This is a genomic window from Streptomyces antioxidans, from assembly GCF_000968685.2.
Classification (GTDB): domain Bacteria; phylum Actinomycetota; class Actinomycetes; order Streptomycetales; family Streptomycetaceae; genus Streptomyces; species Streptomyces antioxidans.
Window position 1 is genome coordinate 308,043 of sequence record NZ_LAKD02000001.1, and the last position, 15,841, is coordinate 323,883.

The 15,841-nt window shown below is 72.5% G+C and carries 13 protein-coding genes; 8 read left to right on the top strand and 5 right to left on the bottom strand.

Annotation, left to right across the window (positions count from 1 at the left end; translation table 11 throughout):
* Nucleotides 1–195 precede the first annotated feature (195 nt).
* Nucleotides 196–894: a pyridoxamine 5'-phosphate oxidase gene (pdxH, locus tag VT50_RS01225; protein ID WP_240528991.1), complete on the top strand. Its 699-nt coding sequence runs from the start codon at nucleotides 196–198 to the stop codon at nucleotides 892–894.
* 407 nt (nucleotides 895–1,301) lie between these two features.
* Nucleotides 1,302–2,858: a PAS domain-containing protein gene (locus VT50_RS01230; protein WP_046090081.1), complete on the top strand. Its 1,557-nt coding sequence runs from the start codon at nucleotides 1,302–1,304 to the stop codon at nucleotides 2,856–2,858.
* A 213-nt stretch (nucleotides 2,859–3,071) separates the two neighbouring features.
* Here the strand turns inward: VT50_RS01230 and VT50_RS01235 are convergent, their stop codons facing one another.
* Complete coding sequence (locus VT50_RS01235) at nucleotides 3,072–3,824, bottom strand: SIS domain-containing protein (RefSeq protein ID WP_046090080.1); 753 nt, start codon at nucleotides 3,822–3,824, stop codon at nucleotides 3,072–3,074.
* Nucleotides 3,825–3,976: 152 nt separating this feature from the next.
* Here VT50_RS01235 and VT50_RS01240 point away from each other — a divergent pair, with 152 nt between their 5' ends.
* Together VT50_RS01240 and VT50_RS01245 are read left to right on the top strand one after the other, a co-directional pair.
* Entirely contained in the window at nucleotides 3,977–4,669 is a 693-nt protein-coding gene (locus tag VT50_RS01240) for an iron-dependent transcriptional repressor DtxR (RefSeq protein ID WP_046090079.1), read from the top strand.
* 654 nt (nucleotides 4,670–5,323) lie between these two features.
* Nucleotides 5,324–6,193: an alpha/beta fold hydrolase gene (locus VT50_RS01245; RefSeq protein ID WP_046090078.1), complete on the top strand. Its 870-nt coding sequence runs from the start codon at nucleotides 5,324–5,326 to the stop codon at nucleotides 6,191–6,193.
* Between the two features lie 111 nt (nucleotides 6,194–6,304).
* On the opposite strand, the gene VT50_RS01250 is transcribed toward VT50_RS01245, so the two are convergent.
* Entirely contained in the window at nucleotides 6,305–6,766 is a 462-nt protein-coding gene (locus VT50_RS01250) for a hypothetical protein (RefSeq protein ID WP_240528992.1), read from the bottom strand.
* Between the two features lie 318 nt (nucleotides 6,767–7,084).
* On the opposite strand from VT50_RS01250, the gene VT50_RS01255 reads away from it, so the two are divergent.
* Nucleotides 7,085–8,272 (top strand): lactate 2-monooxygenase, encoded by a 1,188-nt coding sequence (locus VT50_RS01255; RefSeq protein ID WP_046090077.1) that lies wholly within the window; start codon nucleotides 7,085–7,087, stop codon nucleotides 8,270–8,272.
* A gap of 91 nt (nucleotides 8,273–8,363) precedes the next feature.
* Nucleotides 8,364–8,708, top strand: a complete 345-nt coding sequence (locus VT50_RS01260; RefSeq protein WP_046090093.1) for an SH3 domain-containing protein — start codon at nucleotides 8,364–8,366, stop codon at nucleotides 8,706–8,708.
* Between the two features lie 87 nt (nucleotides 8,709–8,795).
* Here the strand turns inward: VT50_RS01260 and VT50_RS01265 are convergent, their stop codons facing one another.
* From VT50_RS01265 to VT50_RS01275, 3 genes are all read right to left on the bottom strand, one after another.
* Nucleotides 8,796–10,481, bottom strand: a complete 1,686-nt coding sequence (locus tag VT50_RS01265; protein WP_046090076.1) for a hypothetical protein — start codon at nucleotides 10,479–10,481, stop codon at nucleotides 8,796–8,798.
* Nucleotides 10,478–11,236, bottom strand: coding sequence for an ABC transporter ATP-binding protein (locus VT50_RS01270; RefSeq protein ID WP_046090075.1), 759 nt, complete (start codon nucleotides 11,234–11,236; stop codon nucleotides 10,478–10,480). Before VT50_RS01270 ends, VT50_RS01265 begins: the two co-directional genes overlap by 4 nt.
* A 203-nt stretch (nucleotides 11,237–11,439) precedes the next feature.
* Complete coding sequence (locus VT50_RS01275) at nucleotides 11,440–12,105, bottom strand: bifunctional DNA primase/polymerase (RefSeq protein ID WP_046090092.1); 666 nt, start codon at nucleotides 12,103–12,105, stop codon at nucleotides 11,440–11,442.
* 384 nt (nucleotides 12,106–12,489) lie between these two features.
* On the opposite strand from VT50_RS01275, the gene VT50_RS01280 reads away from it, so the two are divergent.
* Complete coding sequence (locus VT50_RS01280; protein WP_046090074.1) at nucleotides 12,490–13,887, top strand: NsdA family TPR-like regulatory protein; 1,398 nt, start codon at nucleotides 12,490–12,492, stop codon at nucleotides 13,885–13,887.
* A 455-nt stretch (nucleotides 13,888–14,342) separates the two neighbouring features.
* Entirely contained in the window at nucleotides 14,343–15,773 is a 1,431-nt protein-coding gene (locus tag VT50_RS01290) for a hypothetical protein (RefSeq protein ID WP_240528993.1), read from the top strand.
* Nucleotides 15,774–15,841 lie beyond the last annotated feature (68 nt).

Below are 15,841 nucleotides of genomic sequence, written 5' to 3' on the forward strand. Positions count from 1 at the left end.
GGGGGGTGGTGCCTGCCCAGGCGCCGAACGGGCGGCGCGTGGTCCGCTCAGTCTGGTGGGTGTGCTGCCTGTGGGGAAGCGTGAGAAGTGGCACATCCCCCCCCGGATCGCGGGAGGGTTACGGGGTGCCGGGGCGGGGGATGCGGAGCGCTCTTCCGGGGGCGCCGGTGCGCCGGACCGATGATGTTGCAAGATATGCCCGTGCCCCACGTTGACTCGGAGCCCTCGGCTTCCTCCGCGCGTACGTACGACCCGGCCGCCATGCGCGAGCACTACCGCGCGGTCGGCTTCGACGAGGCGGACCTCGCGGACGATCCCTTCCGCCAGTTCACCCGGTGGTTCGAGGACGCCGTCGGCAGCGGGCTCTTCGAGCCGAACGCCATGGTCGTCTCGACCGCCGACGCACAGGGCCGCCCCAGCTCCCGTACGGTCCTGATGAAGAGCTTCGACGAGCGCGGCTTCGTCTTCTACACCAACTATGGCTCCCGCAAGGGCCGTGAGCTGGGCGAGAACCCGCACATCGCCCTGCTCTTCCCCTGGCACCCCATCGCCCGGCAGGTGATCGTGACGGGCACCGCGCGGCGCACCGGGCGTGACGAGACGGCGGCGTACTTCCGCACCCGGCCGCACGGCTCGCAGCTGGGGGCGTGGGCGAGCTCGCAGTCCACGGTGGCGGGCTCGCGGGCGGAGCTGGACCGCTCGTACGAGGAGCTGGCGGACCGCTATCCGCCGGGCGAGCAGGTGCCGGTGCCGCCGGAGTGGGGCGGGTTCCGGGTGGTGCCGGAGGCGGTGGAGTTCTGGCAGGGCCGGGAGAACCGGCTGCACGACCGGCTGCGGTACGTCCGGCTGCCGGAGGAGCGGGGCGGCTGGCGGATCGAGCGGCTGTACCCGTAGGACGCGACCGGGAAGCCCTGCGGGCGTCCTCACAACGCGGACAACCCGCGGGTCTGTCCCCTGCCGCCCTGAGGCGTGAGGGGGCCGGTCGGACGTACCGGCGACCCGCGGGTCGGGTGACTGCTTGGGATTGGCCGGCTGCGCACCTTCGGTGCGCCGGTCCGGCGAATGCGCTGAGCGCGACGACGGACCGCTAGCCCGCAGTCACCTCACGCGTCCGGATTTCATACATCTGCCGAACCACCTCCCTTCTCGTGTACCGCCACACTAAGAACCCCCTCCTGCCACACACAAGCGAATTTCCGTGAGGCAACGATTTCGACGAATGCGGTGTGGCGCGTGTCACGTTCGAGTTCAATGTCCGACGTGCCCCACCACAGACAGCCACGTCCAGCAAGGGGTGTCAGGTGAGCGCTTCACAACGTTCCGAACCCGCACGTCCAGCGCGTTCCGCCCGGTCCTCGCGGGGGGTTCCGGGGCAGCCGGGCGCGGCCCCGCCGGCGTCCGGCCACCCCGACCGCCCGGACGGCCCCGAGCGGCCCGACTCCGAACTGCTGGCCGCGCTGCTCGACGGGATGGACGCCGCCCTGTGCGCGTTCGACGCCGACGGCACGGTGACCCACTGGAACCACGAGGCCGAGCGCATCCTCGGGTGGACGGCGGCGGAGGCGGTCGGCCGCAAGGGGCTGAGCGGCTGGGCGGCCCGCCCGGGGGACGCCCAGGACGTCGAGGCGCGCCTTACGGAGGCCATGGGCGCCACGGGGCGCCGGGTGCACGAGTTCGCGCTGCTGACCAAGGACGGCGGCCGGGTCCTGGTCCGTACGCAGTCCTCGGCGGTGCCGGGCGCGGACGGCCGCCCGGCCGGGGTCTACTGCGCCTTCAGCGAGGTGCACGCACAGGTCGACCTGGAGCGGTCGATCGCGCTGAGCGAGGCGCTGCTGGACGACGCGTCGTGGAACGTGATCCTGGTCGACGCGGATCTGCGGGTGGCCGTCGTCAACGCCAGCGCGGCGGGCACGCTGCGCACCGCCCGTAAGGCCGCGCCCGGACGGCCGCTGGGCGACTTCCTGGACCAGGGCGTGGAGGAGGCGGAGGCCGCGCTCCAGCACGTCCTGGCGGAGGGGGTGCCCCCGGTGCCCACCGAGCTGTGGGTGACGCTGCGGGACGCCGACGCGGACGCGGCGGACGGCCTCGAGGGCGCGGAGGGCGTGCGCTACGAACTGCTCGACGATGACGAGGCGGTGCGCGGCGAGGGCGGCGACCGGGGCGAGGCAGGGGCGGCGGCGCGGCGCCGCTGCCTGCGCAGCGGCTTCCTCCGGCTGGCCTCGCCGCTCACCGAGGAACCGGCGCCGCTCGGGGTGGCCTGGATCTTCCAGGACGTGACGGAGGTGAAGGGCCAGGAGCAGGAGAGCACCCGGATGCGCTTCCGGGGCAACCAACTGCACCGGGCGGCGCGGGCCGCGGCCGAATGCGAGGACCCGATGGAGGCCGCCTCGGTCCACCTGGACTTCGCGCTGGCGGGCTTCGCCGACCACGCCCTGATCGACCTGGTCCTTGACCCGCCGCCGGGTGCCCCGGCGGACCGGATCCGGCTGGTCCGGGCGGCGGCCACGCCCACCGGTGCCCCCGGCCCCTGCCCGCCGGTCGCCCCGGACGGCATCCCGCTGGCCTACCCGGAGGGCCATCCGGCGCTCCAGGCGGTGGACCGCTGCGGTTCGGTACGGGCGAGCGCCAGACGCTCGGACGGGTCCGGGGCGGCCCAGTGGGCGGCGGCCCGCAAATGGCCGGAGGGCTCGGTGCACGGCCTGTGCGCGGTGCTGCGCAGCCGCGGCCGCACCCTCGGCGTGGTCACCTTCCTGCGCACCTCAAGCCGCCGGGCCTTCGACCGGACGGACGCGACGTACGCGGAGGACGTCGCGGCCCGGGTCGCGGCCTCGGTGGACCTGGCCGTACGCGGGCGCTGACGCCGCCCGGGGGAGGCGGCCGCGGCGGAAGGCGCCGTACCGGCCGCCGTACGGGCGACCGCCGCCCACGGAGGGGCGGAGTCGCCCGGTAGCGGCTCACCGACGGAGGAGGGCCGCCACCGGTAAAGCGCCCACCGGTAAGGGCCCACCGGTAAAGGCAGACCGGCAAAGGCCTACCGATAAGGGCTGACCGGTAAACGCCCCGGCCAGGTCTCACCACCGGTAGAAGATCCGGTCCCCGTGCTCGGCCATCACCTTACGGTTCCACTCGTGCCCGCCGTCCACGTTCCCCGACCTCAGCATGGGCGGCTCGATCCCGCGCTCGGCCAGCTCCCCGATCCCGGCCGCCACCATGGACTGCATGATCGCGCTCGTCACGACGGTGGACGCGGGCGCGAAGGGCGCGCCGACACCGGCGGCCGTGAGCTCCGCGTCCCCGACCGCGATCTTGTTGTCGACGACCAGATCGCAGTGGTCCTTGAGGAAGCCACCGGAAGGGTTGCGCGGGGTCGTGCCGGTCGCGTAGCCGACCGAGGTCACCCCGATCACCCTGATGCCGCGCTCCCGCGCGCTCATGGCCATCTCCACGGGCAGGGCGTTGCGCCCGGACAGCGAGATCACGATCAGCAGGTCCCCGGTCCGGAGCGGGCTGCTGTCCAGGACGGTCGTGGCGAGCCCGTCCACGCGTTCGAGCGCGCTGCCCAGGGTGGCGGGGACGACGTCCACCACCGCCCCCGGCACCGGCAGCAGGTTCATCAGCGCGAGCCCGCCCGCGCGGTAGACGACGTCCTGAGCGGGCAGGGCGGAGTGCCCGGCGCCGAATGTGAAGAGACGGCCGCCCGCGGCGACGGTATCGGCGATCAGGGTGCCCGCGGCGGCGATATGCTCGCCCTCCTCGTCCCGCACCTGTCGCAGCAGGCCGATGGCCGCGTCGAAGAATTGCCCGGCCGGCTCGGACTCGCTCATCACCGTGTGGCCTTCCCTGTGGGGGTTATCGATCATGACGCTGTCAATAGCAGCCCGGTCCCTTGCGGCGGAAGGGGCCGACTCGGCCCCGTTGTCGGTGGGATGCGTCAGAATTGGTTGAGGGCCACCGCACGACACTTCGAGGGGCACGCATGTCCGGACTGATCGACACCACGGAGATGTATCTCCGCACCATCCTCGAGCTCGAGGAGGAGGGCGTGGTCCCCATGCGCGCCCGCATCGCGGAGCGGCTCGAGCAGAGCGGGCCGACGGTCAGCCAGACGGTGGCGCGGATGGAGCGCGATGGGCTGGTCACGGTCGCGGGCGACCGTCATCTGGAGCTGACCGGCGAGGGCCGCCGGCTGGCCACGCGCGTGATGCGCAAGCACCGGCTCGCGGAGTGCCTGCTCGTCGATGTGATCGGGCTGGAATGGGAGCAGGTCCACGCCGAGGCGTGCCGCTGGGAGCACGTGATGAGCGAGGCGGTGGAGCGGCGGGTGCTTGAGCTGCTTCGCCATCCCACCGAGTCGCCGTATGGAAACCCGATTCCGGGTCTGGAGGAGCTGGGCGAGAAGGCCGAGGCCGATCCGTTCCTGGACGAGTCCATGGTGAGCCTGCGGGAGCTGGAGCCGGGCTCGGAGGGCAAGACCGTGGTGGTGCGCCGCATCGGCGAGCCCATCCAGGCCGACGCCCAGGTGATGTACACGCTGCGGCGGGCCGGGGTGCAGCCGGGCTCCGTGGTGAGCGTCACCGAGTCGCCGGGCGGGGTGCTGGTCGGCAGCAGTGGTGAGGCGGCGGAGCTGGAGTCGGAGATCGCCTCGCATGTCTTCGTGGCCAAGCGCTGACGCTTCCTGACGGCACGGCCGAAGCTTCCTGACGGCGCGGCTCACCACCGCGCCGCTCATCACCGCACGATCACCACCGCGCGAACACCTCCGTGACCACACCCCCCGTACCCGCCCCGCACACCCTCCCGCACCTCGACACGCTGACCGATACACCCGGTTCAAGCCATTCGGCCGTCACGACCTGCGACGACGGATTTTCCCGATACCAGACTCGACAGAAACCGAGCGGGCCGGGCCGCCGCGTGCGACGCTGTCGCTGACGCTGGGGTCGTCAGGGGAGGGGGTCCGGTGGGCCCGATGAGGTGTGCCGCCGAGGGGGTCGTTCTTCAGCGAGGGCCCCGGTGCTGTCAGGTGCCGGGGCCCCGCTTCCCCATGTCCCCCCGCTGGGCCCCGGGCCGCATGGACCGCGCGAGCGCGGCCGGTGCGACCCGGGGCCCTGATGACCCGGAGCCCCGAGCTCCCAGGGTCGTCCCCCGCGGACTCCCTTCCCCGAGCAGTCCGCCTCCCGCTAGCTGTCTCCCCAGGGCACAGACGATCAACCCCCGAGCGCGGTCACCCGAACGAGGGGTGTTGGACGGCAATGCCCCTGTGTTCGAATATGAGTTCGATACTGTGAGGGTGTTCGAGAGAGGGTTGGAGGTGCCAGACCACATGGTGCGACGTATCCAAGTAAGCGGGGCCGACGGCGTGCGGCTCGCCGCCTGGGAGTTCACCGATCCGCCCAAGGCAGGCGCTGGCCGCGAGGGAGCGCGGGGCCCCGGAGTGCTCTTGCTCCATGGGCTGCTGGGCCGGGCCGCCCACTGGGCGGAGACGGCCCGTTGGCTCTCCACCCGCCATCGGGCGGTCGCCCTGGACCAGCGCGGCCACGGCCGCAGCGAGAAGCCCGCCGAGGGCCCCTTCGACCGCTCCACCTATGTGGACGACGCCGAGGCGGCCGTGGAGCAGCTTGGCCTCGCCCCGGTGACCCTGATCGGCCATGCCATGGGCGCCCTCACCGCCTGGCAGCTCGCCGCCCGCCGCCCCGATCTGGTCCGGGCGCTGGTCATCAGCGATATGCGGGCCTCGGCCCCCGGCTCCGCCTCACAGCGCGAGTGGGCCGAGTGGTTCCGCTCCTGGCCGGTGCCGTTCGCCACCCTCGCCGATGTGCGCAAGTGGTTCGGCGAGGACGATCCGACGCTGGAGCGGCCGAATCCGTCCCGGGGCGACTTCTTCGCCGAGGTCATGGCCGAGCGCTCGGACGGCTGGCGCCCGGTGTTCTCCTGCCGTCAGATGCTGAAGGTCCGCGACACCTGGGTCCATGACGCCCACTGGGAGGAGCTTGCGCTGGTCGAGTGCCCCACCCTGGTCGTGCGCGGGCTGGACGGTGAGCTGGGCCGTGCGGAGGCGCAGGAGATGGTCCGCGTCCTGCCCCGCGGGCAGTATGCGGAGGTGGTGGACGCGGGCCATCTCGTCCACTACGACCAGCCCGAGGGCTGGCGCCGAGCCGTTGAGCCCTTCCTGGCCTCGGTTCTGCCCGTCTAGCCAAGCGCGCCCCGCGGAGCCCACCCCCCACGATGCGGCGCCCGTTTCAGGAACACCCAGCCCGGAACCCTCAGCCAGAACCCTGCAGAACACCCACGTCACAACACCAGTTCAGAACGTCCAGACGAACGGCTTCCCGCCGATCTCCGTCCACATGACCTCAACCGACCTCGCCCGCGCGGGAATCAGAAAGGTGTTGCAGAGCAGGTAGCTCTGCCCGCTCCGCCAGTTCCTGATCTCATCCGAGTCCGCGCACCCCTTGGGCCGTCCCACCGCGGCGCCGGTGACCTTCGCTCCCCGCCGCCCGTCCGCGTACACCTCCGGGTAGTCCCCGACCCGGGGATACTCCCGCACGGTGGCCCCGCGCAGATGGGTGTACCTCACATAGGCGACCGCGGGCACCTTGCCCTCGGCGTCCGCGGGATCCGGCACCAGCGCCCGCGCCTCGGCCGCCGTACCGATGTCGACCTTCTGTGCCGCGATCCGGTAGGTGGGCTCGATCCCGGTGTCCTCCTTGAACACACGCGTACCGGTCTGACCCGGCGGAAGCGGCCGCCCACCGTCCGATCGCATACCGACCTTCTGCGCACCGCTGCGGTGACCATCGGTGGCACCCGAGCGGGAAGTGCGCCGTGCGTTCTCGGATGTATCGTCCTCTTCCCCGAATGGTCCGCACGCGGTCAGGGCGAGCGCCAGCACGACAACGCGCGCACCGGAACGCAGCCACGCTGTCTTGGTCAGCGGCAAGTGGAACTCCAATACGGGAACGCGGCCTCATCGCGTTCCGGTGTGATCTCTTGAACGCGATCGACGGTTCGTCGATCCTACGAGTCCTCTACTCCCTTACGGCAATGGGAGATTGGCCAATAAGGGACGGATGAAGGGAAGCGCATGATCGGTGGCGACATAACGGAGCCGGAACCCGGCAAGGACTGGGCGGCATTTCAGTACGAGATCTATCTGAACGGGATGACCGGTGCCGTTCCGCGGCTTCCCGCCGATCTCACCCGGCTCGAGGAGCTGGCCGAGGCGCGGCTGGGGCCGGGGCCGGTGGGCTATGTGGCGGGCAGCGCGGGGAGCGGCGGCACCGAGCGGGCCAACCGGGCGGCGCTGGACCGGCATCGGATCGTGCCGCGGATGCTCCGTGACGTACGGCGGCGGAATCTGTCGGTCGAGCTGTTCGGCACCCGGCTGCCCGCGCCGCTCGCGCTCGCGCCGATCGGTGTGCTGTCGATCATGCACCCGGAGGCCGAGTGCGCGGCGGCGCGGGCAGCCGCGGCGCAGGGGGTGCCGTTCATCCTCTCCTCCGCGTCCAGTACGCCCATGGAGCGGGTGGCGGAGGCGATGGGGGACGGTGAGCGGTGGTTCCAGCTCTACTGGGGCAAGGACCGCGAGGTCACCAGGAGCTTTCTGAGCCGGGCCACGTCCTGTGGTTTCACGGCCCTGGTGGTCACCCTCGACACCCCGCTGCTGGCCTGGCGGCCGCGCGATCTCGACCAGGCGTATCTGCCGTTCCTGCACGGTGTGGGCACCGCCAACTACTTCACCGATCCGGCGTTCCTGGCCGGGCTCGCCAAGTCGGTCGACGAGGACCGGGACGCCGCGGTGCTGCACTTTGTGCAGCTGTTCGGCGACCCCGGGAAGACCTGGGAGGACCTGGCCTTCCTGCGCGAGCAGTGGGACGGCCCGATCGTGCTGAAGGGCGTGCTGCACCCCGACGACGCCCGGCGCGCGGCGGACGCGGGGATGGACGGTGTCGTCGTGTCCAACCACGGCGGCCGCCAGGTGGGCGGTTCGATCGGGGCGGCCGACGCGCTGCCGGGGGTGGTGCAGGCGGTCGGCGACCGGCTGGCGGTGCTCTTCGACAGCGGAGTGCGCACCGGTGACGATGTGTTCAAGGCGCTCGCCCTCGGCGCCCGCGCGGTGCTGCTGGGGCGGCCGTACGCCTATGGGCTGGGGCTGGACGGGCAGCCGGGGGTGGAGCATGTGATCCGCGCGCTGCTGGCCGAGTTCGAGCTGACGCTGGCGCTGTCGGGCCACACAGACGCCGCGGGGCTCACCCCGGGGGCGCTTGGCTGACCATTCCCTTTGGTCGCCAACCGGCTTCCGGATTGACGGGTGCTACGCTCCTTGGCGCGCAATGAATTAACTGATCATGGGGGGTGGTCGCGTGACGGTCAAACGTAAAGCCTCGCTGGTCGTGCTCTCGGCGGCGCTGATGCTCGGCGGTTCCATCGCGCTGGCGCCAGCGGCTTCGGCGGTGGGGTCATCGGCGTGTCAATTCAATTCCCCGGATGTCAATTTCAAGGTCTCGACCAGTGGCGCCCGATTCCGCGGCGGTCCGGGAAAGCGGTACCACGCTATGGGGACGCTTTACCGAGGGGATTCCTTCCGGTACTTCTGCCGCACCCGGGGCTTTGAGAACAGCTGGTCCTACGGAAAGATCCTCAAGCGGACCACGACCGGAATTCACGCCGGGACCAGGGGCTGGGTGTACAGCAAGTACCTCGACTAGCCGGATGGTCACGGCAGTTGGGCGCGGCGGTCGGGGCGCGCGGCGGTCCGGGGCGCCCCGGACCGCCGCGCGCCCCGACCCGCGTCATCACCCCTTGCTGACCGCCGCCAGGATCTCCGGCAGCCGCGCCGCGACCCGCGGCGCCGCCACCCGCATCCCGGTCTCCGCGATGGCCGCGCCGTACACCGCGCCCACCGGGAACACCACCCACAGCAGGCCGTGCGACCCGGAGACATGCAGCCAGATCGTCAGGCCCAGCACCGGCGCACACAGCGCGGAACCCACGATCATCCCGCCCAGGATGCTGAGCCAGGCGATCCCGCCCTGCCCCGGCGCGACGTTCTTGTAGCCGCTGTCCTGCGGAATGGAGTACGGGGCCAGCGCCGAGGTCACGGCGCCGGTCGCCAGCAGTGAGCCGAGCAGCGCCAGGGCGATCCCCAGCGCCTCGGGGGCGGCCGACCAGTTCTTGAGGAGGGCGGCGCAGCAGAGCACCACCGTCGCCACGTACGGCACCGCGACGAGGAGCAGCGCCAGCGCACGGCCGCGCAGCTCCAGATAGGCGTCACGGGGCGCGGAGATCGTCTGCGCGACCATCCAGAAGGCGGAGGTGTCCTGGCCGAACTGGTTGTACATCAGCATGCCGAGCATCCCCGACGCCCAGCAGGCCCAGTAGATCGAGCCGTTGCCCTGGGCGGCGGTGATGAAGGGCATCAGCAGGCCGACGCCCAGCGAGGTGACCCATGCCGACTTGGTCTTCGGGTCGCGTATGGCATAGCGCAGCGTGCGCAGCAGCACCGTGCCGGTGCGGCCGGAGGGCAGCAGCCGGGCGAACGGGCCCGAGGCGTCCGGGGTGTCGGCCGCACCGGAGGAGCCGCGCTCGCGGGGCGCCGCCGCCTGGATCGTGGAGGCGTCCGGGGCGGTCATCAGGTGGGTGAGGGTGCCCCGCCACCACCACATCAGCAGCCCCAGCGCCGCGACGGTGAGCGCGAATTGGGCCGCCGCGACCCCATAGGCGCCGTCGCTCACGCCCTGGACGGCGTCCACCGCCGCCGCGGGCGGCACCCAGCGCAGCACCGCGGCGGCCGGTTCCAGCACGGACAGGCCGTTCTCACCGCCGAGCTTCTGCGCCCCGAGGTTCACGAACTGCGCGCCGATCGCCACGAACAGACCGCTGAGCACCGCCAGATCGCGGCCCTTACGGCTGGTGAGGAGGCGGATGTTGGCCGTGGCGACGGCGCGGGCCAGCGCCACGCACACCAGCAGGGTCAGCACCACGGCCATGACGCCCGCCACCACTGCCGCCGCCCCATGCGCGACGGCGACCGCCGAGCCGACCGCCAGGGTCAGGGTGAACAGCGGGCCGATGCCGATCAGCGAGGACACCAGCAGGGCGGTGATCAGCGAGTGCGGGCGCAGCGGCAGCATCACCAGCCGGGTCGGGTCGAGGGTCTCGTCCCCGCCGGGGAAGAACAGCGGCATCACCCCCCAGCCGAGGGTGAGCACCGCCGTCAGCAGCGTGACCAGCGCGTCGGCGTGGTTCGTACCGCGCAGCAGCACCAGGCCGAGCAGCTGCAGCGCGGCGAACAGCATGGTCAACACCAGCGAGGTGATGTACGCGGCCCGCCTGCCGCCGGACTGGCGCAGCCCGTTGCGCAGCAGCGCCAGCTTCAGGGAGACGAAGACGGGGGTGGGGGAGCCGGCGGGGGCGGCGGGCGGTGCGGGGGCCGCGGTGCCGAGCGGGTCCTTGGCGTCGAGCGGGCCGGTGAGCGTCATCGGGCGCCGCCGCCCAGCCAGTCCAGGCTCTGGCCCGCCTGGCGCCGGTTGGCGCCGACCAGTTCCAGGAAGGCGTCCTGCAGGGACGGTGCCTCGCCCCGCACCTCGGCCAGCGGGCCATGGGCCCGGATCCGGCCGCTCGCGATCACCGCCACCCAGTCGCACAGCGACTCCACCAGCTCCATGACGTGGCTGGAGAAGACGACGGTCGCGCCGGAGCGGGTGTAGCGCTCCAGGACGCCGCGGATGGTCTGGGCGGAGACCGGGTCCACGCCCTCGAAGGGCTCGTCGAGGAAGAGGACTCCGGGGTTGTGGAGCAGCGCGGCGGCCAGCCCGATCTTCTTGCGCATACCGGTGGAGTAGTCGATCACCAGCTTGCTCTGGGAGCCCGCGAGATCGAGGACGTCCAGCAGCTGGGTGGCGCGCCGGTCGACCTCCGCGCCTGGCAGCCCGCGCAGCCGCCCGGTGTAGGTGAGCAGCTCCCGGCCGGATAGCCGCTCGAACATCCGCAGCCCCTCGGGCAGCACCCCGATCCGCGCCTTGACCTCGACCGGGTCCCGCCAGACGTCATGGCCGCCGATCTCCACGGTTCCCTTGTCGGGGCGCAGCAGACCGGTGATCATCGAAAGCGTGGTGGTCTTACCGGCGCCATTGGGGCCGACGAGACCGATGAACTGCCCGGCGGGCAGCTCAAGATCGATCCCGGCGACCGCGACCTGCTCCCCGTAGCGCTTCCACAGGTCGCTGACCCGCACGGCGGCGGCCCCGGAGGACGGTGACTGTGCGGCCTGGGAGGGCTGTGGCTGTGACTGTGTGTTGTCTGCTGCTTGCTCGTGCGGCACCGGCTTACCCCGTTTTCCTGTGGGACGTCTCCCACTGACCTATCACGCGGGGGCCGGTCCTGCCGCCCCCGCCGTCGTTCCACGATAGGGGCCGTCCCGGTGAGCGCTCCGGGAGCTCAGCGGCGCTCGCGGCCGCAGGCGTAGGCGAGGGCGCTCACCAGCTCCTGCGCGTCGGGCAGCCAGCGGTTGGCGGCGGTGGGCCGCCGGGCCCACTGGGCCGGGCCGCGCACGCCCACCCGGGTCGGCGGCGCGACCAGGTAGTCGCCCTCGCCGCGGGCGGTCAGGTCGATCGCGTTCGGCGGCCAGCCCAGGTTCCGCACCAGGTCGGGGACCTTGGCGGCGGCGCCAGGGAGGACGAAGAAGAGCATCCGGCGCCCGGGGGTGCAGGTGACCGGGCCCAGCTCGACCTGGCGGCGCTCCATGCGGGCGAGCGCCAGACAGCCGGCGGACTCCGGGACGTCGAGCGCGTCGAAGGTGCGGCCGGTGGGCAGCAGGATGGAGGCGCGCGGCGTCCTGGCCCACATGCGGTGGACCACGACCGCGCTGCCGGTGGCCTGGTTCACCCAGTCCCGGCCGACCGGATGGGCACCGGGGGCCGGGCAGTCGGCGGTCCCGCAGGAGCAGCGCTCCGCTCCGTCCACGGCCTCGAGCCAGGCGCCGGAGAGCACGTCCCAGTGCCGCTCCTCGGCGTAGCGCACCGCCGCGTCGCGCAGCCGCTCCCCGCGCTGCTGGGGGATCTGCGAGGTTCCCGCGGGGAACCGCGTTGGTCCTGTCACGTCCATGGTCTCGTCCACGCAGAGGACAACTTCCGCCGTCAACGGGGGTTACGGCCGGGCCCCCGCACGGGCGGTGCCGCCGGGGGCCCGGGGTGCGCGGTGACGGCACGGCGGGGCGCATGGGTGCACGGGCGGGGGCGCGTGTGGGGTTGCGGCTGTGTAAGCGGGTAGCCACCATGCGTGACGGGCGTGCGAGTGTCCGGCGGTCATGCCGCGGCGCCAGGGGGAGGGCGGTGACGGATTCGGATCGGCGCCGTACGCGAACGGTGCGGTCTATGTGGTCAATACGGGCAAGTTCCGCATTCGCCGTATACCTGCGATATCTGCGGGGCATCACTCAGCAACAGGACGGATACGCCGAGAACGCAAGCAGTCACTGGGGGTAATGCCATGGCCGCTAGGCCGCTTGTGGCGCGGCAGCCGAACGAACGGCTGCAGGCGCTCATCCAGGAAGCCGGCTGCTCCAACGCCGGGTTGGCGCGCAGGGTCAATATGTGCGGCGCCGAGCACGGTCTCGATCTGCGGTACGACAAGACGTCGGTGGCCCGTTGGCTGCGTGGCCAGCAGCCGCGGGGCAGGGCGCCGGGCATCATCGCCGAGGCGCTGGGCCGCAAGCTCGGCCGTACGGTCACCATCGACGAGATCGGGATGGCCAACGGCAAGAACCTCGCCTCCGGGGTCGGGCTGCAGTTCTCGCCCACCGTCCTCGGCGCGATAGAGCAGGTATGCGAGTTGTGGCGCAGCGATGTGGGGCGCCGTGACTTCCTCAGCGGCTCGACGGTCGCCGCCTCCGCGCTGGTCGAGCCCAGCCGCGACTGGCTGATCACGGGTGCGGACACCCAGGTGGCGCGCACCGCGGGCGCCCGGGTGGGGCGGTCCGACGTGGCGGCGGTGCGGGCCACCACGGACGCGCTCGTCGACCTGGACCACCGCTACGGCAGCGGCCATGTGCGCCCCGTCGTCGTCCACTATCTGAACAGCGTGGTCTCCGGGCTGCTGGCCGGGTCGTACACCGAGGCGGTCGGCCGCGAACTGTTCGCGGCCGTCGCGCGGTTGACGGAGCTGGCGGGCTATATGGCGGTCGACACCGGTCAGTCCGGCCTCGCCCAGCGCTACTACATCCAGGCGCTGCGGCTCGCCCAGGCCGCCGGGGACCGGGGCTACGGCGGCTATGTGCTCGCCGCCAGCATGAGCCATCTCGCCGCCCAACTGGGCAATCCCCGGGAGATCTCCCAGTTGGCGAAGGCCGCGCAGGAGGGCGCGCGGGGTCAGGTGCCGCCGCGTGCCGAATCGATGTTCCTGGCGGCCGAGGCGCGCGGTCACGCCCTGATGGGGGACGCGCGGGCCTGTCAGTCCGCGGCCGGGCGGGCGCTGGACGCCATGGAGCGGGCGGTGGGCAGCGGTTCGGGCTCCGTCACGGGCGACGAGCCCCCCTGGATCCGCCACTTCGGCCATGCCTACCTCGCCGATGAGCTGGCCCACTGCCACCGCGACCTGGGCCAGGCCGAGCAGGCCGGGCGGCGCGCCCAGGAGGCCCTGGAGGGCCTTCCGGAGGGGCGGGCGCGGCGGCGGGCGATCGGGTTGCTGCTGCTGGCCACCGCGCATGTGCAGCAGCGCGAGGTGGAGCAGGCGTGCCTGGTGGGCACCCAGGCGGTGGATCTGCTGGGCACGCTGCGGTCCAACCGGGGTGCGGAGTATCTGGACGACTTCCAGCAGCGGTTGGAGCCGTACCGGGACGAGCCGGTGGTGCGGGAGTTCGGGGCGCGGCTCCAGGTGCAGGTGGCGTGAGAGACGGCCTGTGGTGGCTGATGCGGGTGTGGTGGGGGATGGGTGCTGTGAGGTGTGTTGCGTTGTGTTTACCGGGGGTACGGATGGGGTTCATATCGCCCTCGATCGTGGTGATGTGCCCCATGTCGCGGTGACCAGTGTCTCTCCGTCCCGATGGGCTCATGGGCACCGCGCCCTCTGGGGAACCGGTAGCGTGACCCGACGATTCCGTCGTTCCGTATAACCAAGGAGTCCCGGTGACGCAGAGCGGTCAGGGGAATGAGCCGCGGCTTCCCGCGGTCCCGCCCGCGCAACCTGTGCGCGAGGGGGTTGTGCTCCCTGCCCAAGGGGACTACAGGCCCTCGGACGCCCAACAGGGGGCCCCGGCCGGTGGACAGGCGTGGGGGCAGCCTTGGGGGCCGCAGAGCGCTCCGGAACCGCCGCAGCATGGCCAACTGCCGCCGCAGCAGGGCCAATTGCCGCCACAGCAAGGCGAACTGCCGCCGCCGGGTGGGTTCGGCGCGCCGGGGCAGGGGGAGCTGCCGCCGCCGGGCGGGTTCGGCGCCCCGCCGCACGGGGAGTCGCCGCCTCAGGCTGGATTCGGCGCCCCGCCGCCCGAGGCGCAGCCGTACGGGCAGCAGCAGGGCTGGACGGCTCCGGAGAGACCGGCTCAGCCGCCGTACAACGCCCACCAGCCGCCGTACAACGCCCAGCCGCCGTACGACGTCCAGCCGCCGTACCCGCCCCAGCAGCAGCCGTACCAGGCCGCCGACGAGACCCAGGTGATACCGCCGCAGCCCGCGGGGGACGCGGACGCGACCCAGGTCATGCCCCCGGTCCCGGGTGAGTCCCGGCCGCCCCTGGACACCCCGACGACCACGCTCGCCCAGATCAGGAGCGCACCGCTGCCGCCCGAGAACCGGCCCGAGTCACCGGCCGAGTCCACCACCCAGCTGCGCGCCGTCCGCCCCGGCCACCGGGGCGCCCACCGCCAGCCCCCCGCGGCGGCCGAGGAGACCGCGGTGCTCCCGCCCACGCCCGCCGCGTCCGCGCCGATTCCTGAGCGGCCCGGCAGCGCCCCGTACGCGATCCGTCCCGGCCGCCCCGGGGACCGGCCGCCGCCCTCGGAGTTCGACGGTCTGTTCCGCGACGCGGGCGGTGGCGGTGCCGGTGCCGCCGATGAGACCCAGCGATTCCCGCAGTTCGGCCCGGACGTTCCGCAACCGCCGAACGGCGGTCACGGGGACGGCGGCGGCTATGACGGTCATGGTGGCGGTGGACGGCGCCAGATGTCGCGGGGCGTGATCATCGGCATTGTGGTGGTGGCGAGCTGCGCCGTCGCCGGACTCGCCGCGGGAGCCGTGCTCAGCATGGGCGGCGACGACGGTAAGGACAACTCGACGCTGAGCAGCTCCTCGCCGAGCGCGGCGGAGTCGACCAAGGCCGCCGACCCCGTCGAGACGCAGGCGAAGGCGCTGGACGCGCTGCTCGGCGACAGCAACAACAGCCGCTCCTCGGTGATCAAGGCCGTGGACAACATCAAGTCCTGCAAGGACCTGACCACCGCGGCGTCCGATCTGCGGACGGCCGCGGGCCAGCGCAATGACCTGGTGACCCGGCTGGGCAAGCTGTCGGTGGACAAGCTGCCCGATCACGCGCGGCTGACCGCGTCCCTCACCAAGGCGTGGAAGTCCTCGGCCAGGGCCGACAACGAGTACGCGGCCTGGGCCGACCAGGTCGGCGGCAAGAAGGGCTGTCCCAAGGGCAAGGCCCGCCGTACGCCCCGGGTCGGGGCGGCCGAGCGGGCGAGCGGCGAGGCGACCCAGGCCAAGAAGACGGCCTCGGGGCTGTGGAACCCGATCGCCTCCCAGTACGGCCTCACCGCGCGCCAGGCCACCGACCTGTGACCGGACGGCCGGGGCGGCGGCACCCTCCCCGGCCCAGCCCGTGGCTCGGTCCGTAAGGGCGCAACCGC